The organism is Zavarzinella sp., assembly GCA_041399155.1.
Classification (GTDB): domain Bacteria; phylum Planctomycetota; class Planctomycetia; order Gemmatales; family Gemmataceae; genus JAWKTI01.
Genome location: JAWKTI010000002.1, coordinates 417,266 through 441,088, shown reverse-complemented (window position 1 = coordinate 441,088; position 23,823 = coordinate 417,266). Strand labels below are relative to the sequence as shown.

Sequence of the window (23,823 nt, the reverse complement as noted above, 5' to 3'; positions counted from 1 at the left end):
TTAACAATAAATATTTCATTGTTCCTATTCAGTTTATGTTTAATTTTATTGTACAAGGCATAACATTTAGTCCTTGTGGCTCTTATTTAAGGAGCGCAACCGGTCATCCGGGCAAGGGTAATAAGTGGGATAGATTGAGCTGTTTGCGGAACCTGTTTGTTCTTTGGTATTCCTGGTTAGCCAGGTAAATATGAAATTCTCTAGTTCGACCTGCCAGATCAATTGCTCGGGCGTGTAGCATTGCCTGGGCTCCTTTCGTTTTCCAGCGCATTCCCGTGCGGCACATTCGATCCATCACCAGGTGCCGACAAGCCCCTTCAATCACCCCGGTTGCAATCGGCAGCCCCTGCTGCAAATAGCTGTCATATCTCATCCGGTGGTAGTTCTTTTCAAAGTAGTTGCAAACCTGATTAATCTTCTTTAACTTTTCTGCTTTCAATTCGCTTTTTGTCGCTTTCTGACGGATTCCCGAAACCACACTTTTCACATCTCCCTTCAGGATTCTCAATAGGCGGTCTCGAGCAAACGCTTCCTGATGTTCACGGTGAGACTCAAACACTTTTGCCGCATCCCACACATAACTGGCAACATGAATGATATCCAGGATATCAATTGTTTCGTATGAATCGAAATTGACATCAGATGCTTCCCACAAACTGGTCTGACCATCCATCAGCCGTACCAAAGGCTGACCTGATTGGTGGCGACGTTCGACCTGTTCTGCTGCCCACACCATCGCGTGGTGCGTGCCTCTGATCAGCACCCCCTCCGCATCACATTGCGACAAAAATCCCGCAACCACTTTGCCCACCGGTTCGGGGCGTTTCTCCTCACGATTCGAGTTTTCTCGAAATAACGCTGCGACAATCTCTTCAGCCGTTCGAAAATATTCATTCACGGAATATACGGTCGCCAGCGTCGCCATACGCCGATTACCAGGAAAATACCGTTGATCAAACGCTGGAATCGCCTTCGTCTTGCGAACCATGGGGACTCCTTTGGCATCGGCACTCACCACCAGAATCTTTCCCTCTGCTGTTGGTGCAGGAATTGGGATCTCATTCAGAAACTGTTCTGCAGATTCACTCAGATTGTGGATATTTCGTTCCAGAGTATCGACCGGACTCTTTTGCAGATACAACAAAGAAATCACATCTGATGATTCCTGATACGACATCTTTGTACTGAGATAATGCATTACCTCGCGAAACCACGGCGAATATGTGTTGGCTGGCATCTGAATCATGACATCCACAGGATACAAATCAATCTTGCGGCCAAGATCAACGCCATAAACATACTGCTCAAACTGATGCTCACCAAAGATCGTTCGGATGGACCGTTGTCGGGGTTCTTCGCTGCGATGAAGCACTTCACCAGTTTCTGTCTGGATCTTATCTCCCAAGTCGCCATCGCCAAGCATTTCCAGGTACAACGAGATTGCTGAAGCGCCAATTTGAGCAACCGATTGTTGAACATGTTGCTCGAAATCACGAATCGGCATGCATTCCTGTACAGCACGATTGACTTCTGATGCGAGTCGATCAAATAGGCCAAACAGGAAGTTGGGGTTGATTGAAGAAGATGTGTCTGGGATAATCATTATTGGGTCTCCTGCGATGTTTGGTTGTTAGAACCCCTGATATCGCAGAAAGACCCATCTTTTTACACCCCAATTTGCTAAATCAGTCACCCAACCCTCCCGAATGACCGGTTGCACTCTTATTTAAGTGCTACTGGCGGAATCCCACCATATGATTGCTCAGTAATTAATATGCATAACTTCGAAGTTACAAGATGGTCACGTAGAATGGCAATGACTGATCCTCGAGTTCCTCAGTATTTTTGCACTGCAATTGATGAAGCAGAGGCATCTGATGAGTCTCCACTAATTGAACGCGCTTGCTTTCTCGACACATCTATTCTTCTAGTGCCAGATATGAACGGTATGTTACAATATTTTAACTGCAAAACTGGTCGTATCACCAAGCAAGTGTCCATATCAAGTAATCCATTAACATCCATTGATATATCATATACATCTGGGAAATTTGTAAGTTCTGCGTACGATGGTACAATTTTTGTGTTCGACGTTAAAGATGATTCACCTGAGCGATTCTGCTTATCCAAGCTGGATTCCTTAGAAAAGTATACTCCGACTTCTGTAGAAGAGCAAAATAGGATTCAGTATGACATTTATGAGACATGACGGGTGCGATCGCTGTGGTGCGCAAAAACAAGCCCTGAATGGGGTATGATGTGCCATTATCTGCTGTAGCTTCCAATAGGGCTTGAAAAGAGCACCCTTGCTGGTTGAGTTTTATTCAGCAAAAACAACGCCCAAACACTAAGGGGCAGCTTCATGGATAGTGCCCTGGTAGATCTTTGATAATTAGGTATACAATCTACGCATTCCACTGATGCGAGTGGGCCATGCTCGACCTGGCCTACCAGTCCAACGCCATCCGCCGTGGGGATCAGCAGGATTTCAGTTGGTTCCAGTTCATTGCAGCCACCGCACTCGGGGGCACGCTCAACGCTGCTTTCGCCAACACCTGCTTCAAGGGCGATACGCCTTTGCGGACGCCAACTGGCAGTATGAGAGCCGACGGGATTGCTATAGGCGATCTGTTACTGTCGCAAGACGAATTCGATCCGAACGGCGGGATTGAAGCAAAAGCGGTTGAAGAAGTATTCATTCGCGTTGCCCCGATTCTGAATCTGCATTTGGGTGGCAGGATCATCCGCACCACGGCCGAGCATCCGTTTTATGTGCAAGATCAGGGGTGGGTGCCCGCGAAGTTCCTGCAGCCCGGGGACCTGCTACAGACGGAGGATCAACAGTATCTGCCTGTCGAAGGCGTGGCCGACAGTTGCGAAGTCGAAACGGGTTATAACTTCCGCATCAGCGACTACCACACCTACTTCGTCGGCGACCCCACCTGGGGCTTGAGCATCTGAGCCCACAATGCGAAGTATGAACGTGGCATGCCCGCAACCACCTTCCAGATCGTGGGCACCAGCGGGGCAATTTCGAAAGTGGTTCGCTTTTCCCACCCAAATGGACTGTCGATTGACCAACTTTGGCTACAAAGTAAATAGGCACGAAGGTGCCTTGTTCCAGATTCACAACTTTCTCGAGGCTCTCCATGCGTCAATTATCACTTGTTCTTTTTCTGGCAGGTGCTCCCATGCTTCTGGGTGCAGATACCACCGGCTTTTTGAATCGCGAATTCAAAGATGCAGATGGCAAAATGGCCAAATATGTGCTGTTTGTGCCCCACGAACTGGACAAAAATAAGCCCGCCCCGGTGATTCTGTTTCTGCACGGATCGGGCGAAACAGGTACCGATGGCTTAAAACAGGCCAAAACTGGTCTGGGGAATGCCATCCGCAAGCAGGAAAAAACTTTCCCGTTCATTACTATTTTCCCACAATCGCAGGAACGCACCTGGCGTGCGGGTTCCAAAGATGCCAAACGGGCTCTGGCAATTCTGGACGAAGTGACCAAAGAGTTTAATGGCGATCCCAAACGCACCTACCTGACTGGCCTGTCGATGGGTGGCTTTGGCACCTGGAGTCTGGCCGCCGCCCACCCCGAACGCTGGGCAGCAATCGCCCCCGTCTGCGGTGGTGGAGATCCCAAGGCAGCTTCGAAGATCAAAGATATTCCATGCTGGTGCTTCCATGGTGATGCCGATAAAGCAGTGAATGTGAAACTTTCGCAGCAGATGATTGCCGCACTGAAAGAAGCCAAAGCAGAACCCAAGTACACGGAATACCCTGGAGTGGGCCACAATTCGTGGGATAAAGCCTACGGCACTGCCGAATTGTACACCTGGCTCCTCAGCCACAGCAAAAAGTAGTAGCGAAATTTAGATTCCTTTTGTGTGAATTCCATGCCTACCAAACAAATTGACCAAATCTTGGCAGCTTACCATGCCACTTCTGGTAAAGACTTAGATTTAAGTTGCTATGAAATGACAGACCAAAACTGGGCAACACTATTAGAAGTTGCCAACGACCTTCATCAAGTTGTAAGCCTCAGAGTCGTATTGAAGGTTGTACCAACATCTGTCATTGTCCAGTTTGCTTGTTGTTTGCCCAATCTCAGACATTTGTATGCAGAATCAGTCAATGATGCGGACCTTATTCTCATCAGTGAAAAACTCTCTGCACTTACGACTCTGAACATGACGCAAACCCAGAAGGTGACAGACGTTGGGGTAGATGCCATCGCCAACCGGCTCACCAACCTCACTAGCCTCTACCTCGAAAGAGCGCAGATCACGGACGTTGGGGTAGATGCCATCGCCAATCGGCTCAGCAAACTCAGCATCCTCGATCTTTGGGGGGAGCAGGTTACGGACGTTGGCTTGAAGGCGATCGCAGACAGGCTCACCAACCTTAACAGCCTCACTCTCTGGGCTGAGAAAGTTACGGTAAACGGGTTGAAGGCGATCGCAGACAGGCTCACCAACCTCTGTAGACTCTCTCTCTGGAGCGAGCTCACTGATGATGTGATGAAAGCAATCGCCGACAAACTCACCAACCTCAGTAGCCTCACTGTCTGGGGCGGGCAAGTCACTGACGCTGGGGTAAAAGCAATCGCAGAAAGGCTCAGCAATCTCAGTACGCTATTCCTCGGCGGTACACTTGTCACTGACGATGGGGTGAAGGCCATCGCCGACAAACTCACCAACCTTACCAGCCTCACTCTCTGGGGCGGGCAAGTCACTGACGCTGGTGTAAAGGTCATTGCAGAGCAGCTCGCCAGTCTTACTAACCTAGTCCTCACCCATACCCAGGTCACTGACGATGGGGTAAAGGTCATCGCAGAGCAGCTCATCAACCTCACCTCGTTAGACCTCAGCGGTACAAAGTTCACGGACGTTGGGGTGAAGAAAATTGCCACCCAGCTCACTAGTCTTACCAACCTAGACCTCACCAATACACAGGTCACGGACGTTGGGGTGAAGGCCATTGCAGAAAGGCTCACCAGTCTTACCAAGCTACACCTCACCAATACACAGGTCACAGACGATGGGGTGAAGGCCGTCGCAGAAAGGCTCACCAATCTCACCACGTTACACCTCAGCGGTACGAAGGTCGCTGACGCTGGGGTGAAGGTCATCGCAGAAAGGCTCACCAATCTCACCACGCTACACCTCAGCGGTACAAAGGTCGCTGACGCTGGGGTGAAGGCCATCGCCGACAGACTCACCAACCTCAATAGCCTCGATCTCAGCAGTACAAAGGTCGCTGACGCTGGGGTGAAGGCCATCGCTGACAGACTCACCAACCTCACCTTGCTACACGTGGAAGGGTGTAAAAATCTGACGATCCCAAAGGAGTTTGTGCGGGACTTTGTTAAGGTCTCTGCTATTCGGGATTATTTTGCAAGATTGAGCAAAGAGGAAAAGCGAACTCTTAATGAAGCGAAGCTAATCCTCGTCGGCAACGAGGCCGTCGGAAAAACGTCGCTTGTAAACTATCTCATCCGCAATACACCTTGCACAGAAACTGCGAAGACCCCCGGTGTTGCAATCGAAGAGGGTGTGGATGTTCAGAGTTGGTATATGGAGAAGCACATTACTGGGAAAACACCACTAAAGCTGAACGTTTGGGATTTCGGTGGGCAGCAGGTGCTCGCAGAAACCCACCAGTTTTTCCTTACCGCGCGCTCATTATACCTGATTGTACTCTCGGCACGGAAAGAGAACGAGAATGAGCAAGAAACAAACCTAGTAGCTTGGCTTCGTTCGATCCGTTCTCGAACGATAGAAGAAGTTCCCGTCATTGTCGTGATCAATAAGAGTGAAGGTGACCAGCAACTAAAAATCGACGAAGCACGACTCCAGCGTGAGCATCCAGCAATCAAGCGGTTCCTTCGCACATCATGCGAAAAGAAATATTATGGATGCGGAATTGCTGAACTGCGTAAGTCCATCGTGGAAGTGATACGTACCGAATTGCCGCATGTCCGTGATCAATTCCCCGCCAGCTACTTTCAAGTGAAGGAACAGTTAGCAATAACGGCACGACGCTCGTCAATCCTCACACGGGAAACCTACCGTAAGAAATGCCGCAGTGCTGGGGTGCATGAACGAGCAGAACAGGAAAACCTGCTTACACTCCTCGACCGCATCGGCATAGTCGTGACACTCAACGATACCACACTGCTTGATCCGAACTGGCTTACCGCTGCAGTCTACCGTATTCTCACCCACCCGGATGTCGGGCAAGCTAACGGTGAGTTCGTTGCAGATCAGTTGGGCAAGTTACTCACCGGTCTGAATCCAAGTGATTACAAGCCAGAGCGGTGGCCCTTTATTATCGAAATGATGGAGCGGTTCGGACTGGCATTTCGCCTTCCACTTACTGCGAAGACTTACCTCGTGCCGAATCGGTCGGACGTGGCAGAACCGAATCTACCCGGTTGGGCAGAGAAAGGACTGCTTAGATTCCGCTACGAGTACCATCAAACACCAAACCGTGGCCTACTTCCTCGCTTCGTGGTTCTTGCCCACCAACACCTTACCAACCCGCGCATCTTGTGGCTCAATGGAGTTGTGCTGGCGATTCAAGAGTGCGAAGTGTTGGTTAAAGTGCAACAACATGACCGTCGTATCGGAATTACAGTGCGAGGTCCTGAAGCGAATCGCCGAAGTGCGTTGGCGATCGCACGAGAACACTTCGCTAAAGTTCATGATCTCAACAATCTTCAGGTCGGCACTGATGTTTATTTGAAAGTGCCGGTCGAAGTGCCTGAATGTCCCGACGCTGCTTTTGATTTTGAGTTCTTGTGTTCCCTGGAAAGCGACGGAGTAAAGCAAGTGACTTTTCCTGGGAGCAACAGTCGATTTGAAATCAATCGTCTCCTTGCCGGCATCGGCCCAGAACCGCATCGTTTCTCTGATAAAGAGGAGGAACTATTGGCTGCACGCGACAGTGGTGGAACTAATTTCAAAATCCATGGGCCAGTCACGATCAACCACCAGCCGCAAGAAGGGGATGTGAACAACATCACCGTGAACAACTCTGGTACGATGGCAGGTAGCGCAATCGGCAAAAGCGCAAGAACGCAAGCAAAAAACATCATCAATAGTGGCAATCACAACGAGGATCCTTTTGGGAAACGCCCACCGATAAAGCCGTGGTGGTCAGCACTCGTCGGTCCAATTGTTGCTGCTATCGTCGTATCGGTGCTTGCCGCAATGTACCTGTTCGGAGCTAACCAAAAGGTGGCCGTATTGTTATTGATCGCATCAGTGGCGTTCGCTGTTGTATACATCGTTCAAACGCGTTATGCGTGGAGGTCCGCTAACTGGCCGAAAATCCTAATCTACATATGCGTTTCTACTGCGGCGGCGACAGCGATGCTCCCCTCCTTAAAGGTATTTTTGAACTTTACAGACCTTGTGAAGCTCCAATTCTTCATAGACCAGAGCCCCCTTGTCTGCCTCTTTTTCTTAGTCGCTTCGGTCGCATTAGCCGTAATTCAAGTTTATCGTGAGCGACATCACCTACACGAACATGGGTAATTGGGGTGTTGTTCGAAATTAATAGAATACAATTGTCCACATATCCTGCCGCCTAAATGGATAATCTTTTCAGCAAAAAGTAGTTCCAAGCAATCATTTTCATCTCAATTCTGGTGGCTGATCGGTGCAAGCAGACCTTTTCATACAATTCTCACCACTTCGCCGGCCAGATACACTTGACGCACCGTGGGAAACCTGCCAACCTGAAAGTATATCTGGGGTAGAAATTCATGTATTTTCAAAAACTTTTTGCATTCTCAACAATATTAATTGCTGCAGCGGCCAATATCTCTGCTCAGGAACCTGCCCCCGCACCAGGTCAGGTGGGAAGTAGCCTTACTCGTGGGTTTTCGGCGTTCATTATCAGCGAGCCACGTTTTCCCGAAACAGATGTGCACAATCGCAAGAATAAGTTTCACGATTTGGTGAACGATCATGGGTTGCGCCCCACACTGGCGACATTTGTGCGGCAAGTTCCGAAAGATGCGGATAGTCCCACGGTACAACTGCTGAAAAAACAGGATGAACTGGCTGTGAAACACGCCCGCAGTCGGCTGGGAACCTATTCGGTTTTTCTGACATTGACGAATGAATATCGGAAAGATGAAACCCGCGACGCAAAAAAGACCGAACTGGAAACATTCGCAAACGGCTTGGGTGCCAAATTATTAACGGTTGGATTGGCTTCCGCCACGATTACGCCCGATGGTGCTGCAGCACCTGTAGTGCCACCAGAAGTGCAGGCGATTGGTTTTGGCCCGGAAGACGACATTGTGGTATTGCTGTACAACGACTTCCGAATCCGGCACCGCTGGGTATTCCGTTCGGAAGGCTCCACCGCAGATGATTTGGCTGCAATTGAGAAAGCAGTGGCTGATTTGTTAAAAAATTGACATTTTTGGCAAAATATTGCAAATCGTTACAAACGTTTTGGCTTCAAAATCGTTGTGTTAGTTGACAAACTATCCCGTCTAATGATAGTCTGTATGGGCGAATAGCGAAAATCATCCCAACTGATCGGGTTGAACCGGCCGATCAATTGGCAAATCATGAGAAATCGGTTAAATTTTTATGGATTGGATGTTCTGGCTTCCTGTATCCTGAAAATAGGTGACAATCAATGAGATGGGACATCTAGCCCACGTGCCAACTTACCTACATTAATAATGGCAGCCAGGTGTTTACCTGGTGGGTATCGTCGGTACATTTTGGGTCGTCGTTTCATCCTTTTGGAGTGAATTGATATGGCAGTAGATCCAGGCGTTTGGGGAATCGACATTGGTCAGTGTGCCCTGAAGGCAGTACGGATGCAGATGATTGATGGCAAATTGACTGCCACCGCGTTTGATTACGTGGAACATCCGAAGATTTTGTCGCAGCCGGATGCCAACCCGGATGAACTGACACGGGACGCACTGGAAAAGTTCATTTCACGGAACCCCACCAAGGGGGACATTCTGGCGTTGGGTGTACCCGGACAGTCCGGTCTGGCGCGATTTGTGAAGCTGCCACCAGTCGAAGAAAAGAAAATTGCCGACATTGTGAAATTTGAAGCCCGCCAGCAGATCCCCTTCCCACTGGAAGAAGTGGTGTGGGATTTTCAGAAAATTGGCGAAGGCACCGTCGCAGATGGTTTCGCGATGGATACCGAAATCGGTCTGTTCGCGATGAAACGCGACGTGATCAGCCGGTACATGGGCCATTTTCAACAGGTGAAACTCGAAATCCACCAGATTCAGATGGTGCCACTGGCCCTGCTGAACTTCCTGACTTACGAGATCCTGAAGCGGGGTGGTGCCGATGGCGACACCTCCCCAGCCACCACCGTGGGCAAAAAGCCATGTGCTGTTGCCCTGGACATGGGAACGGACGCTTCAAACCTGGTCATTACAGACGGCTTCCGGATTATCTGGCAGCGTCCTATTCCGTTAGGTGGCAACCACTTTACCCGCGCACTGACTCGCGATTTGAAATTAACGTTCGCGAAAGCAGAGCACCTGAAGCGCAACGCAGCCAAATCGCCCGAACTTCAGAATATTCTGAAATCACTAAAACCAGTGCTGAGTGAATTTGTGGGGGAAGTGACCCGTTCGCTGGGTTACTTTACCAGCACACACAAAGATGCCCACGTTAGCTTTATGGTGGGCCTGGGCAGTGCCTTTAAGCTGCCCGGTTTGCAGAAATATCTAGCAGACAAACTGAACATCGAAGTTAAAAAACCTGCCAAATTCGATCGTTTGGAAGGCGAGGTGGTGCAGCAATCGCAGGTATTCCAGGAAAATATCCTCAGCTACCCAGTGGCTTACGGTCTGGCACTGCAAGGTTTAGGGCTGGCCCGCCTGGGCACCAACCTGCTCCCACCGGAAATTACGGTGGAGCGAAAAATCCGTGCCAAGAAGCCTTACGCAGTGGTTGCCGCAGCCAGTATGCTGCTTGGTTCCACCGTATTGGCATATGGGTATTCAATTCCGTACAAGCAGGTAACTGATAAGAAAATCGAAGAAGCAATAAAACTGACCGCACCACTGAAAACAGAAGTTGGTACGATTAAGACCAATATTGAAGGCCGCAAAGCAGAAGTGGCTGCTACCCAGAAGCAGGTCGAATCGATTATTGCTGGTCAGGCAGAACGCCCCAACTGGGTGGAACTGAATCGCTTCGTTATTGGCTGCCTGCCAGTGCCTGGCCCCAACGGCAACATGACCTCACCGGAATTGCAGTCTTATTGGAGTGTCGGTGCAGACAATCCCCCCACCGGCGTGCGGGCAATTCAGAAGTTTCAGGAACGGCTTGGCAAAGGGATCGACCCATTAACCGCACTGACCGATGATGATCTTCGCCAGTTCCTGGCCATGATCGATCTGGAAACGGTGCACACCCGCTACACCAAAGATCTGAAAGGTGTCTATGATCGCATGGGCGAGCTGCACTTGAAGCAGATCGGACCTGGCCGTCGCTTCCCTGGTTCAGATTATTATCCCCAGGATTGGTGGCCGGCAGACAAGATTACGAACAATCAGGCACCTGGCGAAGAAGTAGCAGAAGAACTTCGGCCCGAAGGGGAAGGCTGGATCGTTGAAATCCGCGGCTCAACCTTCTGGAAGCCACTGCCTACTTCGGAAACGGCACGCTTCATTCGCGATACGATTCTGTGGAATCTGATCAGTAAAGGTCGGATTGCACCCAACGGACTGGATGGCAAACCGATCACAACCGATCCTATTCTGGGCAAAATCAGCCACATTACCATGTTCAATGTATGGGAAGATAAAAACCCAGCCAAAGATCGTTTCATGTACATCGGCAACAGCCTGCTCGATTCCTTGATCAGTCCCGCAGCCGCACAGGGTGCAGGACCTGGAATGCCAGGTGGCGTCGGTAGCCCTGGTGGCAGCCCAGGCATGGCGATGCCCGGTGGCGACCCCAACAATCCTGGTGGTGGCGGTGCTGCGGCACCTGCTGCCCCACCCTGGACGCCGATTGGCAGCAGTGCCACCAATGGTGCAGGCAGTCCCTTTGGTGGTGCAATTCCCGGAGGACCAGGTGGTCCTGGTGGTGAATCTCCTTCGCCTGGATTTCCAGGCATTCCTATGCCAGGTGGTCCCGGACCAGGGATACCTGGCCCCGGTGGACCTGGAATTCCGGGCCCGGGTGTGCCTGGTTCAGGAAGTACGCTTTCCACTGTCAAAGCAAAGCCCCGATACGAATTTATCATTACATTTGTCTGGAAAGAACCGACACCTTCCGACCAGTTACGTGAAATCAAAATCCTGGAAGCCGCACCTGCAGGGACCGACCCGAATGGTGGATACAGATAACCCGATTGCCAAAACATGCTGACCTGTTCAGCGTGGGAGTAGAGCACACATGGCAAAAGCAAATGCTGACAAGATGAAAAAGCAGATGTTTTGGTTACTGCTCATTGCAGTGGTCATCGGCATCGTTCTGATCTGGGCCGGGGTGTTTTTAGACGTTGACAGCACCATCGTCGCCAAGACTGAAGAAAACGACAAAAACAAAAAGGAATTTCTGAGCCTGCAGTCGCAATCGAAAAAACTGATTGCGCAGCACGAAGCTCAGAAAGAAGAACTGTTTAAACTGCGGAACCAGCGCTGGCAGGAAATGGCCAAGCTGCAAAGCGGCCTGTTTTACTGGCCTGAATCGCTGGGTGAAGAACAGATTAATAAAGTTACTGGGAAAAAATTCGGTGATCCAATCAACGACAGTTCCTTTGCGGATGCTGTGAAAGATCGCTTCATTGAAGGTTACGAACAACTTGCGAAGGATGTTGCCCCACTACAATTCGGTGGTGGCTGGCAGTATGCCTTCGATCGCCCAATCATGCAGTGGGCCAAGAGGCCATCTTCTGAAGAAATCTGGCTGGCTCGCGAAGATCTTTCCGTGCAGGCAGCAGTGGTGCGGGCAATTGCCAAAGTAAACAAAGATGTATCAATCATGCACCGTGTAGGGGCACCCAACGCACCTAAAGTGCTGATGGCCAACCGCTTAACAAATCCCCCACCCACGAATACAGAACGTAATGTGACCGTATACAACAGAATCTGGCGTTTGGATCTGCGTTTGGAAGCCGGCATGGGTGGGGCACAGTTATTGAAGGGCAGATTGACTAATCTTACCAATCGCCTGCAATCGTTTAACGCCACTCGAGACCTGATCTTCAATGTTTGGTTTACCGATGATGAACAGGAAAAACCATTTGAGTTCCATGTGGAAGGCACCCAGTTACCGGGCCATCTGGACTCGTTGGCTTCGATGGAAATACCTTTTGTGCAATCGAAGCATTCGCTGTTTCGCAGTGTGAACAGGATTGTGCGGGTCGAACAGGTGTTCGATCCACGAACTGCACCAGTGAAGCAGTTGAACAAAATCAGTTTGACAAAGTTAAGTGCCAAGCACGCTAATGCCCAGCTTCAGATGACTCCATTCAGTGAAAAAGAAGCGGAAGCAGAGAAAGCCGCCGCCGCACCCGTTGGTGGAGCAGATGGAATGGGTAGCGGAATGCCCGGCCCAGGTGGTGCACCCGCCGGAGTTGGCATTGGTGGCCCAGGTGGCGGCCCTGGAATCCCAGGTGGTCCTGGTTCTGGAGGTGCACAACAGGCTGCCGTAGGTGACTACACCACCAATATGTTGCCACGTCGCCGGTATCTTTCCCGCACAGAACAGGTACGGGCGATTCCTGTTGGTTTGTCTGTGTTAGTCGATCAGGCGTTCACTCTGGACTTTCTGGCCGCACTGGAAAACTCTGATTTGAGAATGCAAATTGTGCAAACTCACTGGACCCGCATCAACCGTTCTTCGATTGGTGCCAATTCCAGTTATGGCAATCCCGGTGGGAGTATTGGTTCACCGGAAGGTGGCCCAGGCTTCCCCATGCCAGGTGTTCCAGGTGGTGGAGAAGGTTTTCTGCCACCGATGCCGGGTGATCAGGATGGACGTGGCGAAGGCCCAGGTTCGATTGGCCCAGGCTCTGGTGGTTATACAGGCTCTTCCGATTGGCTGGGCAATGCTGCCAGTCGCGATGAAGACGCGGTCATAGGAAGTCTGGTAGAATACTCGGTGTATGGAATTGCTTCGGTCTATGAAAAATATGTCGAGCCTGCGACGCAAAAGGATAATAACAATCCGAACAATCCGCTGCCCAAAACCCCGGCTGGCCCAGCCATACCGCCCCCAGGGCCGGCAATCCCAGCTCCCAAGGGTGGTGTATAATGTTGATGGTTTTTGATAACTGAACTTGTGATGAATGGATTAGCCCACCAGGAGATAGATGATGGCAAAAGCAAAGAAAGGGGGAGGTGATGGACTCCTCAAGCTGTTTCTGGACAAAGGCGACAAATTACTCCTCGGCATCGGTGGAGTAGTGGGTGTCGTTTTTCTGGCACTTGGCCTGATGGCTACTTCAGGATCTGATCAGGATCCGGATGCCTATGCTAAGGAAATCAACAATAAAATTATGACGCTCCGCAGTCAGATGCAATCGGACAACGTCACGATTGATCCACTGAAAGGTGCGATTGTAGAACAGGTGAAACTGCCAGAAATCGCAGGTGGCTTGCCCGCAACCCAACCATTTGACCCAACTTTGCCTCCTGACAGTCGTCGGCGCAACCCACCAGTATTATCGTTGGTGGAAGCACAGGCGAATCTGGCCTGGTTGAAACTGGTCGCACCAGACATTATTTTCACCCCAGGGCAAAACCCCAAGGTGGCGGTTGTCAAATTACAGAAAAACGAAAAACCTGCTTCGAAAAAAGCAGAAGATGCGATTAAGAATCTGTTCAATGGTAAACCCCCGCCCCGTCGACCGCAGCCCCCACAGTTCCCGGGTGGCTTCCCAGGTGGACCGGAAGGTGGTGGCCCAGGTATTGGTGGCCCTGGATTCCCCGGTGGGCCAGGCATGGGCAGCGGTAGTGGTCCCGGTATCGGTGGCCCAGGACGGGGTAGTGGTAGTGGTCCTGGTGTACCTGGTGCACCTCCCACTCCAGGTGGCCCAGGCTTCGGCATGCCCGAAGGTGAAGGTGGTCTGGGATTCGGTGGCAGTGGTGCTGATGCTGGCTACGATTCCGGCCAACGTTATGGCGTGGAATATGTGGAAGTCAAATCTGCTGATGATTTGAAACAGATCCTCAGCACCAGCAAACTGGCAGTTACCATCAAACCACAACGGATGGCGATTCTGCAGGCTTCGTTTCCATATGCAGAGCAATTACGCGAATTTGCCAAGCATCTGCGTTACGCTAAGCCCGAAGATCTCTATACCCGTCCATACGATATGCCGGTATTTGCCGGGATCGACCTGGAACGCCGCACCAAACGTGGCACTCAGGTGGTCTCCGACTGGACCAACATTGATTACAAGGAAAACAGCCGTTTCCTCCGCTTTGGTATTGCACCAGCAGCACTGGAAAACGACTACTACTATGTGGTGATTCAGCCCAGCCTGACCACCCCCAGCCTGCCACAACAGGTTTCTGGTACGTATCCGAAGTGTCAGTTGTCTACCATTGCGGATGCCATCAAGAAACAACAGGAACAATATAACCGCACCCGCAAGCCAACAGATAATGGCCCACCGGAATCGTGGTTTAAAGATTCTTCCGAAGATCCCTCTTTCGGCAACCTCGGTGGTGGGATCCCTTCCGATGCCTTTAACTATGGTCAGGGCGAAGGCAGCTTCCAGTTGCCATCATCCCCCATGGGGCCAGGTGTGGGGATGCCAGGTGGCCAGGAAGGCAGTGGGTCCGGCGTGACCATGACTAATGTCACCCCACCTTCCCACTTGTATATTCGTGTGTTCGATAACACCATCGAAGAAGGTTACAAGTACGAATACCGGATGCGGGTGCGTCTGAAGAACCCCAACTTCGGTCGCAAAGATGATGTATCCATCACTTCTCATGCATTAATGAAAGAACTGCCACCGGCAGACTGGTTTGAACTGAAAGATGTGATTTCGGTGCCACAATCCAGCTACATGTATGTGATGAACGAAAAAACTTCGAACCCGCTGCCACTTTCTGCAGAAGAGAAGAAAGAACCACAGAAAGTGACTGACTTGAAAGAAGGTCAGGCACTGCTGCAGTTCCATCGCTGGTACGACCACATCAAACTGAACAGCGGCACCTTGACCGAACCAGTAGGCGACTGGGTGATTGGGGAACTGGTGGCAGAACGTGGCAAGTATGTTTACGGAAAATCATTTACCCCACTGCCATTGTGGTCGTCGATTTACACCACGTTTGAACTGCGACCACCGCCTGAAGGTGCCACTCGGCCCGTGCGAAAAAAAGATGAGAAAGATCCCGAGCGACGTGGGGTATTCTTCGAACCGGTTGCACCACGACGGATTCTGGCGGTCGATATCTCTGGTGGCAAAGTATCGCAGTACCTCAAACCTGTGGGGTCTGGTTTCTCGAAAACCATGACCGATACCTCTGCCTCTGAAGTGCTGCTGCTGATTGATGGGCAGTTGGTGCTGCAAACTGCTGCGGTTGATGCTGCCGATGATGTTCGCAAAGAGCGGGAAAAAGCCTGGCACGACTGGGTCAATCAGGTCAACATCGCGACGCAGAAGCTCAATCAATCTGCCGATCCGATGGGTGGAAAACCGGGCATCTTCGATTGATGCTGCTTGAGCGAGATATTTTCTCCTGACCACACCTTGTTACTTTTTTCAATTTTTTAATATTCCATTGCCGCCTGTTACTGAAAACCTATCTTAACTTTTTGGTTTTTTCTTATTGATAGACTTTTAGTTTGCAGGTGGGACAATGGGCGTTCGTCGTGATCGTTTGAATCTCCGACTTCGGTTAAAACAAGAATCGCGGATTCGCAATGGCCACTTCAAGCGGGAAGAGCGTGCACGTCGTCACAATCGTCTCCTGCAGTTAATGAAGGCCGGCACGTTTCCTTACACTCCCGTGATACAAAGCTGGCTCAGTGCTGAACTTGGCAAGCCAATCACGCAGATTACTGAAGCTGACGCGAAAGAGTTCGTCAACAAAGGCTGATTCCTTTCCGATCAGCTAACGCCAGAAGCAACCTTCACGATTCTGGCTAAACTCATCTAATAAATAATCCCCACAGCGTGACATTCTGACAAAAATGAAAGATATTTCATTTTTTGCGAGTGCTTTTTCCTACGCACCGATTGCTCCAGTGGGCGCAAACTGCTTTTCATTCACTATGAAGCGTGGGCTATGGCGAAGTAGTGTCACGAGAATTTGTTTGGGACGCAAAGTAAGGTCAAGCCTCTATTCCGAACAGAAGTACGTTGAATCTTGAAATTTGATTGGGTACTTCTGATTGTCCCTAATCTTTCTTACCTGTACGCAGCAGATGGTGAACCTTAGCCACATCCCACATATAGTGGCTAATCACATATTTTTCGACAGCAGTTTCAATGTGTTTCAGGCTCTCTTTGGGTTTACCAATGCCTTCGTAATAAAGCCCCACGTAGAGGTTGGCGTAGAACATTGCCTCGTTTTTATCATCCGCACTTAATTTGGCGTTCGTAGCTGTGACAATCACATCTTCGGGCTTAGCTTTGCCTTGCAGCATGGCATAAATGTCCATCATTGGAATACGGGCATCGGGTGCGCTGAGCTTCAGGATTTTGGAATTGGCTTTCTGTACACCATCTTTGCCACACAGACAGAGCCAGTACCAGAATGCATTTTCCACATCTGCACCAAACACTTCCTGGCCGATGTCGAACTGGCGGGCACCTTCTGCAAATTTTTTCACGTAGTAGTAGGAAATCCCACGTCGCCAGTGGGCGGCTTCCTGTTTAGGAAATACTTTCAGGTAACGGTCAAAATCAACAATGGATTCTGCCACTTTACCCAGTTTGAACTGCTCACCCCCACGTCGATCGACGGCGATGATCATTTTGTTATCCAACTGGTATGCTTTCTCGTAAGCACTGATCGCAGGATCATGCTTACGCATCGCAGCGAAAATTTCGCCCTGCATAAAGTGGATCTGGGCATTTTTGTCATCCAGTTTCAGCGCAGCATCCACATGATCCTGCGCTATTTTGAATTGACCTAGTTTCAATTGCTCCTGGGCAGAACGTAACTGGGTGGAAATATCATCCCCCACGGCAGTGTGTGCCAGAATTGCCCAGTAAACTGCAACAAAGGCGATCGTCCAACTTCGTGTCATCAGATGTTCCTCAAGGTGGGTAATTACAATCCTGTATCCACTAGATACATTGAGAAGTTCCATTGTATTACGGAAAAATCTTCTTGCCTCTCTTTCCATCCATCGAGTATGGTTGTGAGAATAGAGAAACTTCCGAAGGGTAATTGCATGAAACCATTGTTCTACTGCTGTTTTCTGGCATGTTCAGGCATCATTTCTGCTGCTGATGATTACAAGCCAGGTCCATGGGCAGAGCCCAAAGAAAATGTACCCAAAGGGAAGGTAACCGAAGCCATCTGGGAAAGCAAGGTTTTTGCGGGAACCAATCGCAAATACTGGACTTACGTTCCCGCACAGTACGATGGAAGTACACCGGCCTGTGTGATGATTTTTCAGGATGGAGAGTGGTATCAGCAGCCAAAAGGCCAATACCGCGTGCCCATCGTGATGGACAATCTGATCGATGCCGGAAAATTACCCGTCATTATTGCGGTATTTATTAACCCAGGCAATATTTCTGCAGAGGGTGGGGGTGAAAATCGTCGGAATCGCAGTTTCGAATACGACACTCTTTCCCCGCAGTACGCTGAGTTTCTGGAAAAAGAAATCTTGGAGGAATTGGGCAAGAAATACAAACTTCGGACCGATGCTGCCGGGCGTGGCATCTGCGGGATCAGTTCAGGCGGCATATGTGCCTTTACCGCTGCATGGGAACGCCCCGATCTGTTCAGCAAGGTACTTAGCCACGTGGGCAGTTTTACCAACATTCGTGGCGGAGATGTATACCCCGGAATGATTCGAAAGACCCAGCGCAAACCAATCCGTGTCTGGCTGCAGGACGGAGCCAACGACCTGGACAACCTGCACGGTTCCTGGCCGTTGATGAATCTGTCAATGGCAGCCGCACTGAAATATATGCGGTACGATTATCGCTTTGAGTTTGGCGATGGTGGCCACAACGGCAAACAGGGTGGGCAAACGATGCCGGAAGCACTGATGTGGCTCTGGCGAGATGAAGTGAAAACGGCAAAATAGTGAATGTTCAGAAAATCTGATTGAAATTATTAGAAATGCAACAAGGAGTATGCGATGAAACGTTGGTGGCCTGGAATTCTGGTAACAGTTGGCTTTGGTGCCAGCATGTGGTGTTACGATCTGTGGCGAACGAATGTGTATGCCCAGCGGGAGTATAAATCGGGAATTGTCTGGCCGGAACCACCTGTGGTAACGCCTGGCAGTACGGTTGGCATGCCACCTTCTGATGCCAAAGTGCTTTTCGATGGTAAAGACTTGAGCCAGTGGAAGAACGGTGAAAACTGGGTTATTGAAGATGGTTATGCCATCGCCAAAAAATCGGGCATTACCACCAAAGAAATGTTTGGTGATTGCCAGTTTCACTTGGAGTTTGCTACCCCGGCAGAGGTGAAAGGTGAAGGTCAGGGGCGTGGAAACAGCGGCATTTACTTTATGGGGCGTTATGAAGTACAGATTCTCGATTCATTCCAGAACAAAACCTATTTTGATGGCCAGTGTGCTTCCATCTACAAGCAGAACCCACCGATGGTAAATGCCAGCCGTGGACCTGGGGAATGGCAGACCTATGACATTATTTTTGAATCAGCTCGGTTTGACGAACAGAAGAAACTGATCAAGCCGACTACAATTACCGTGCTGCACAATGGGGTAGTGGTGCAGAATCATTTTGAATGCGAGGGAGGCACTTATTACGATCGGCCAGCAGCATATACGCCCCACGAACCACGTGGTACGATCAATCTGCAGTTCCACGGTAATCCGGTCAAGTTTCGCAATATCTGGATACGCGAATTGAAGCCTTTGGTGGGCAAGAAACCAGAACCAAAGTCGGAATTGAAAACCCCCACCAAAGAATAAGTGGAAGACACTTATCGTGTTGCTGTCGGGCGTTCGGTGCGTGGGGAGATTCCCATCGCAATAAATGCCATCAGCACATGCGGATTCAGAATTCGCTCCAGTGGCACAATTCCCCACGGGCGGTGGTGGTTTTTGTCCTGAATCATAAAGTTGCCACCACAGATCAATACTTCACGTATTCGGTTCCAGTCGATTTCGCTGGTGGTGCTCTGGACTCCACGTCGACGAATGGTCATTTCGCCCAATTCCACCTTCCCTTTCCGGCGGAATTGTTCGAGGTGCTTTGGCCAGAGACGTTGAAAAGTCTGCTGTTGAGCCACTTTCACCAGTGTGGCAAAATTGTTGAGCGACGAGGGAAAAATTGCCAGCCCACCATCTCGACGGACTAACAGCATACTGGGACCCACCAGAGCAGATACAGAGCGATCCACCGGGATCCATGCGCTTCGTGGTTCGCCATTGGCATCCGCTTCGCCCTGAAATGGCCCACAGTGGGTCACACCAGTCAGTTGCAGGCAAACAACTTCGTCCCAATTGAAAGAAATCAGGGCATTGTTTTGCCAGCGAAGTAATCCATGGGGATATTGCAGCACCCACAAGCCACGTTCTGAACGAGCAACTCCGACCAGCGACAACCCGGCAATTGCCATGCTGATGCAGGCAATGATCTCCAGAATGGAGTTTTCGATCTGTTGGACGTAGATGTAGAGCCCGCCCAAGGCGGCCGCAACGAGCAGCAAGGCACCCGCAATCAGGCGACGACGATTTTTGAGTTCGGAAATGGAGTAAATTTCCTCTGGCAGCCCCAACTCCTGGATAACCACGGTCAAGTGGTCTGGCCAGCCGGGGAGCATTTCCAAATCATTCAGTCGTTGCATGAAAGTCGATCCGTGCCGTAATTGTTCAGTGGCTTGTTCATCGCATCAGGCAGTATAATATCAGGAATTACTGAAAGACACCAACAGAAACCAGTTCATACACCACCGATGTGGGGATAAGTCATGCTCGTAGTGATGCAGAATCAGGCAACTCAACAGCAGATTGATCGCGTGATAGAAGCAATTTGCCGCCTGGAGCTGACCCCCCACCCATTACCCGGGGCGACTCGCACAGCAATTGGAATCACCGGCAATACGGGTGCGGTTGATTCACGGCAACTGGAAGTCCTGGATGGCGTGAAGGAATGTATTCGGGTGACCAAACCGTACAAACTTACCGGGCGGGAAATGCACCCTGCGGATACTGTAATCGATTTTCCACAGTCCAGGATCAGCTCGCAGCATTTCACGATCATTGCAGGTCCCTGTTCGGTTGAAAATGAAGCGATGATCGCAGATACGGCCCGTTTTCTACTGGAAAACGGCGTCCATTTCCTGCGGGCGGGCGCGTTCAAACCACGCAGCAGCCCCTACAGTTTTCAGGGAATGGGCCTGCAAGGAATTGAAATCCTGAAGCGGGTAAGGCAGGAAAGTGGCATTGGAATTGTTACCGAGCTGATGGATGTGGAACATGCTGCGGCATTTGAAGATCAGATTGATATGGTGCAGATTGGCACCCGAAACATGCAGAATTATTCGTTGCTGAAACGTGTTTCGCAGATGCGGGTTCCTGTTCTGCTGAAACGTGGAATGAGTGCCACTCTGGATGAATGGTTGATGTCGGCAGAATATATCCTGGCAGGTGGGAATTATCAGGTGATCCTCTGTGAGCGTGGTGTACGGACATTTTCCGATCATAGCCGGAATACGCTGGATCTGTCCGTGATCCCACCTGCCAAAGCACTCTCCCACTTACCGATATTTGTGGACCCCAGTCATGGGACAGGGAAACGAGCCTACGTACCCGCAATGGCCAAGGCAGCCCTGGCAGCGGGTGCGGATGGGTTGTTGATTGAAATCCACCCCACACCCGAACAGGCAATGTCCGATGGGGCCCAGTCGCTCGATTTTGTCGGTTTTCAGCAGTTACTGACCTCACTTCGCGAAATGGCCCCAATCATGAACCGGATGGTGAATTAAGGATGAAAGAACAACTTGATTGTTCGGTGCAGACAGAACGTCTGTTGAATGCCAGCCCACAAGAGGTGTACAGCGCATTTGAAGATCCTGCCTTACTGGCACAATGGTGGGGACCTGAGGGTTTCACCAATACGTTCTCTCAGTTTGAATTCGTGCCTGAAGGACGCTGGGTATTTACAATGCATGCGCCCAACGGTGCCAATTACTTAAACGACAGCATCTTTCGGGAATTAGTACCCAATGAGCGGCTTGTTATTGAACATATTGTGATGCCCTGGTTTCGCCTGACGGTGACTCTTTCTCCTAGCGAAAACAAAACGCTGCTACATTGGCATCAGGAATTTGAAAACCCGACTGTCGCTGCAGCCATGCGCGAACTGAGCACCACAGCAAATGAACAGGTGCTGGATCGCTTAGGATCCATCCTGACCAAAACACAAACGTATTAAGAATCCGATTATCTGTTTTTTGGCGTAATCGCCGCATCCAGATCCTGATAGCTCAGCCCTGGCGCTGTTGGCAATATCGCAGGCTCGTCGCTAAACAAAATGCTGTTGCAGTGGAATCCCGAACTCGCTTCACAGCCATACGCAAATAGACAAGCCATTTTATAGTCGCTAGAATCAGTATATATACTGATTCTAGCACATTATCCATTGAAAAGCAAGTCTGGCTTTCCAAAATTCGGAACGATCTGCTGCTAAAACAAGCGATGAAGTGAGTAGTTCTGGAAAATGTCGGTCGTTGTAGTATATATACTACAACGACGCCTATTAACTTTCGTACCAAAATGGTCTGCGTGGTGTGTAACCACAGGCAATTCCCACCAACGACAGTCGTCGTCCTGAAAAAGAACACTGAATAGGACGTCATTTTTGGTGGTATATATAATGTATAAAACGACGTTTCCAGGTTACCAGAAAATGGCTCCAAGAACGAGATTAACCATCGCGAAAGCGGACATACTTGCCGCACTTGCCAAAACCCAAAAGTACGCCTTCTCCAGAGCGGACCTTGAAGAGCTTCTAGCTGAAAATCGATCTTTCTGGCGACTTGCTCAGAAAACAACTGTAAATCAGTTTGTGCAGTTTTTGCAGAAGAACGCCAATCTTCAATCACACATTTTTCAGTTTCCACGCCCTGTAGTAAGATACACGTTAGGCGAAATTGGACATTTTGCACTGATTCAATCAATCAACCAGGATGGATATTATAGCCACTATACTGCAATGCACTTCCATGGACTCACTGAGCAAATTCCCAAGTCGATATACTTCAACATCGAACAGAATCTGCGGCCCGGGGGAGGAGAACTCACGCAAGCTGGAATAAACCGCTCGTTTGCCACTGCATGTAGAACAACCAACAACATCGCATCATTTCGGGAATACACTGTGTATCTGTTAAATGGTGGCAACACAGATCAATTGGGAGTCGTTGAAAAAGTAAGCAATGAGGGCACTACGCTGAGGATGACAAATCTTGAGCGTACATTAATCGACATTACAGTACGGCCGGTTTATTCCGGTGGTATTGCTGAAGTGGCGAAAGCTTTTGCAGAAGCTTCTGATCGGGTATCCATCAACCGCTTATGTGCATACCTGAGGAAAATTGCTTACACTTATCCTTACCATCAGTCAATTGGTTATTACCTGGAAAGAAGTGGCAACTACACAAAGTCACAGATTAGTCAACTTGAAGAGTTTAATATTGAATTTAATTTTATGCTCGACTACCAAATGACGGCAACTGAATATGTTGAAAAATGGCGGCTATTCATTCCAAAAGGTTTCTAATTTTTGAATAAAATCAAGCGTAAATTGAAAGTAGAAATCGAAATCCTTCAACTCGCTGGAATTCGCAACAGTCGCCTTTACAGATATAAAGTCTGATTTGTGAAAATCACGTTCATTTTCTAAATTATTCAACAAACGCAAAGGAACATTTTTAATGGTGAATACATTCAAAAGTGTTGATCTAAATGAGTCTTGCTTAGGATCAATCTCCTCCAATTCGCAGATTTGAAAAATATCAAGAAAATCACGTGCTCGCTTCGCTTTGTGCTTGAAAACTATTTTCCGATACTCATCGATTTGCTGGCAGATTGCACGCAATTTTTCGCAGACAATCATTGCAGGAGTATAAACGTAAATCTTATAACCATTTATTTGGTGATCTCGCTTCTCTTTGCAGTATTCATGTTTACTAATGTCTACTGTAAACTTTCGCACATTACTGTTTCCTAAGGTAATACTGTTTCTTCGGAGCCAATCGAGTTCATGGGGGTGTTCGAAGTACTTGCTTTTTTCAATGAGTTTGAACATTACACTGTAACCACCCCAAAATCCTGTAAGGTCGTTTGTTACCTCACGAGGCTCTTCTGTCATCGAAAAATCAAATAATTGGAACGAAAGATCATCAAAGCTAGCTTGCAGGGAGGACTCAATAAGCGAAGATACTTCTTTGGAGTCATCGAATTCACCAGGAATGGAGAGGTCAATATCAAGTGAAGCTCGTGTTGAAATATCGTAAACTAAAGAAAGTGCGTTGCCTCCTTTGAGCACTAGCTTGTCGAGTAGCTGATCAATTGAAAACAGCCCAATAATGATGGCTCTTTTGATATCATCAAAACTGGAGCTTTTGGCAGTATTCTTCTTTTTAGCCATTTAGCAACTCAACATAAACAACTTTCAGATAAGATA

18 protein-coding genes are annotated in these 23,823 nt (G+C 49.4%); 14 read left to right on the top strand and 4 right to left on the bottom strand.

The window, feature by feature from the left end; genetic code table 11:
- Positions 1-103: 103 nt before the first annotated feature.
- Entirely contained in the window at positions 104-1,603 is a 1,500-nt protein-coding gene (locus tag R3B84_11890; GenBank protein ID MEZ6141262.1) for an ISKra4 family transposase, read from the bottom strand.
- A gap of 213 nt (positions 1,604-1,816) precedes the next feature.
- On the opposite strand from R3B84_11890, the gene R3B84_11885 reads away from it, so the two are divergent.
- The 9 genes from R3B84_11885 to R3B84_11845 all read left to right on the top strand — a co-directional run bounded on the left by R3B84_11885 (position 1,817) and on the right by R3B84_11845 (position 16,075).
- Positions 1,817-2,209 carry a hypothetical protein gene (locus tag R3B84_11885; protein MEZ6141261.1) on the top strand — a complete coding sequence of 131 codons (393 nt, stop codon included), beginning with the start codon at positions 1,817-1,819 and terminating at the stop codon, positions 2,207-2,209.
- Between the two features lie 224 nt (positions 2,210-2,433).
- Complete coding sequence (locus R3B84_11880) at positions 2,434-2,961, top strand: polymorphic toxin-type HINT domain-containing protein (protein MEZ6141260.1); 528 nt, start codon at positions 2,434-2,436, stop codon at positions 2,959-2,961.
- Between the two features lie 188 nt (positions 2,962-3,149).
- Positions 3,150-3,866, top strand: coding sequence for an alpha/beta hydrolase-fold protein (locus R3B84_11875; GenBank protein MEZ6141259.1), 717 nt, complete (start codon positions 3,150-3,152; stop codon positions 3,864-3,866).
- A gap of 33 nt (positions 3,867-3,899) precedes the next feature.
- The gene (locus R3B84_11870) at positions 3,900-7,544 is read left to right on the top strand and encodes a COR domain-containing protein (protein MEZ6141258.1); all 3,645 of its coding nucleotides are present in this window, start codon (positions 3,900-3,902) and stop codon (positions 7,542-7,544) included.
- 230 nt (positions 7,545-7,774) lie between these two features.
- A complete protein-coding gene (locus R3B84_11865; GenBank protein ID MEZ6141257.1) occupies positions 7,775-8,437 on the top strand; it encodes a hypothetical protein in 663 nt (220 codons plus the stop codon).
- A gap of 351 nt (positions 8,438-8,788) precedes the next feature.
- Positions 8,789-11,362: a type IV pilus assembly protein PilM gene (gene pilM, locus R3B84_11860; GenBank protein MEZ6141256.1), complete on the top strand. Its 2,574-nt coding sequence runs from the start codon at positions 8,789-8,791 to the stop codon at positions 11,360-11,362.
- Between the two features lie 49 nt (positions 11,363-11,411).
- Entirely contained in the window at positions 11,412-13,274 is a 1,863-nt protein-coding gene (locus tag R3B84_11855) for a hypothetical protein (GenBank protein ID MEZ6141255.1), read from the top strand.
- Between the two features lie 58 nt (positions 13,275-13,332).
- Positions 13,333-15,690, top strand: a complete 2,358-nt coding sequence (locus R3B84_11850) for a hypothetical protein (GenBank protein ID MEZ6141254.1) — start codon at positions 13,333-13,335, stop codon at positions 15,688-15,690.
- A 145-nt stretch (positions 15,691-15,835) separates the two neighbouring features.
- Complete coding sequence (locus tag R3B84_11845) at positions 15,836-16,075, top strand: hypothetical protein (GenBank protein ID MEZ6141253.1); 240 nt, start codon at positions 15,836-15,838, stop codon at positions 16,073-16,075.
- A gap of 301 nt (positions 16,076-16,376) precedes the next feature.
- On the opposite strand, the gene R3B84_11840 is transcribed toward R3B84_11845, so the two are convergent.
- Positions 16,377-17,231 (bottom strand): tetratricopeptide repeat protein, encoded by an 855-nt coding sequence (locus R3B84_11840; GenBank protein MEZ6141252.1) that lies wholly within the window; start codon positions 17,229-17,231, stop codon positions 16,377-16,379.
- A 147-nt stretch (positions 17,232-17,378) separates the two neighbouring features.
- Between R3B84_11840 and R3B84_11835 the strand changes: the two genes are divergently transcribed.
- Positions 17,379-18,245 (top strand): alpha/beta hydrolase-fold protein, encoded by an 867-nt coding sequence (locus R3B84_11835; protein ID MEZ6141251.1) that lies wholly within the window; start codon positions 17,379-17,381, stop codon positions 18,243-18,245.
- A 54-nt stretch (positions 18,246-18,299) separates the two neighbouring features.
- The gene (locus R3B84_11830) at positions 18,300-19,103 is read left to right on the top strand and encodes a DUF1080 domain-containing protein (protein ID MEZ6141250.1); all 804 of its coding nucleotides are present in this window, start codon (positions 18,300-18,302) and stop codon (positions 19,101-19,103) included.
- An 11-nt stretch (positions 19,104-19,114) separates the two neighbouring features.
- Here the strand turns inward: R3B84_11830 and R3B84_11825 are convergent, their stop codons facing one another.
- A complete protein-coding gene (locus R3B84_11825; GenBank protein MEZ6141249.1) occupies positions 19,115-19,981 on the bottom strand; it encodes a DUF6585 family protein in 867 nt (288 codons plus the stop codon).
- A gap of 123 nt (positions 19,982-20,104) precedes the next feature.
- Here R3B84_11825 and aroF point away from each other — a divergent pair, with 123 nt between their 5' ends.
- From aroF to R3B84_11810, 3 genes are all read left to right on the top strand, one after another.
- Positions 20,105-21,121, top strand: coding sequence for a 3-deoxy-7-phosphoheptulonate synthase (gene aroF / locus R3B84_11820; protein MEZ6141248.1), 1,017 nt, complete (start codon positions 20,105-20,107; stop codon positions 21,119-21,121).
- A 2-nt stretch (positions 21,122-21,123) separates the two neighbouring features.
- A complete protein-coding gene (locus R3B84_11815) occupies positions 21,124-21,570 on the top strand; it encodes an SRPBCC domain-containing protein (protein ID MEZ6141247.1) in 447 nt (148 codons plus the stop codon).
- Positions 21,571-22,011: 441 nt separating this feature from the next.
- On the top strand, positions 22,012-22,917 hold the full coding sequence (locus tag R3B84_11810; protein MEZ6141246.1) for a type IV toxin-antitoxin system AbiEi family antitoxin: 906 nt from the start codon (positions 22,012-22,014) through the stop codon (positions 22,915-22,917).
- Here the strand turns inward: R3B84_11810 and R3B84_11805 are convergent.
- Positions 22,894-23,787, bottom strand: a complete 894-nt coding sequence (locus tag R3B84_11805) for a nucleotidyl transferase AbiEii/AbiGii toxin family protein (GenBank protein ID MEZ6141245.1) — start codon at positions 23,785-23,787, stop codon at positions 22,894-22,896. The two genes, R3B84_11810 and R3B84_11805, sit on opposite strands and share 24 nt — an antisense overlap.
- Positions 23,788-23,823: the final 36 nt, after the last annotated feature.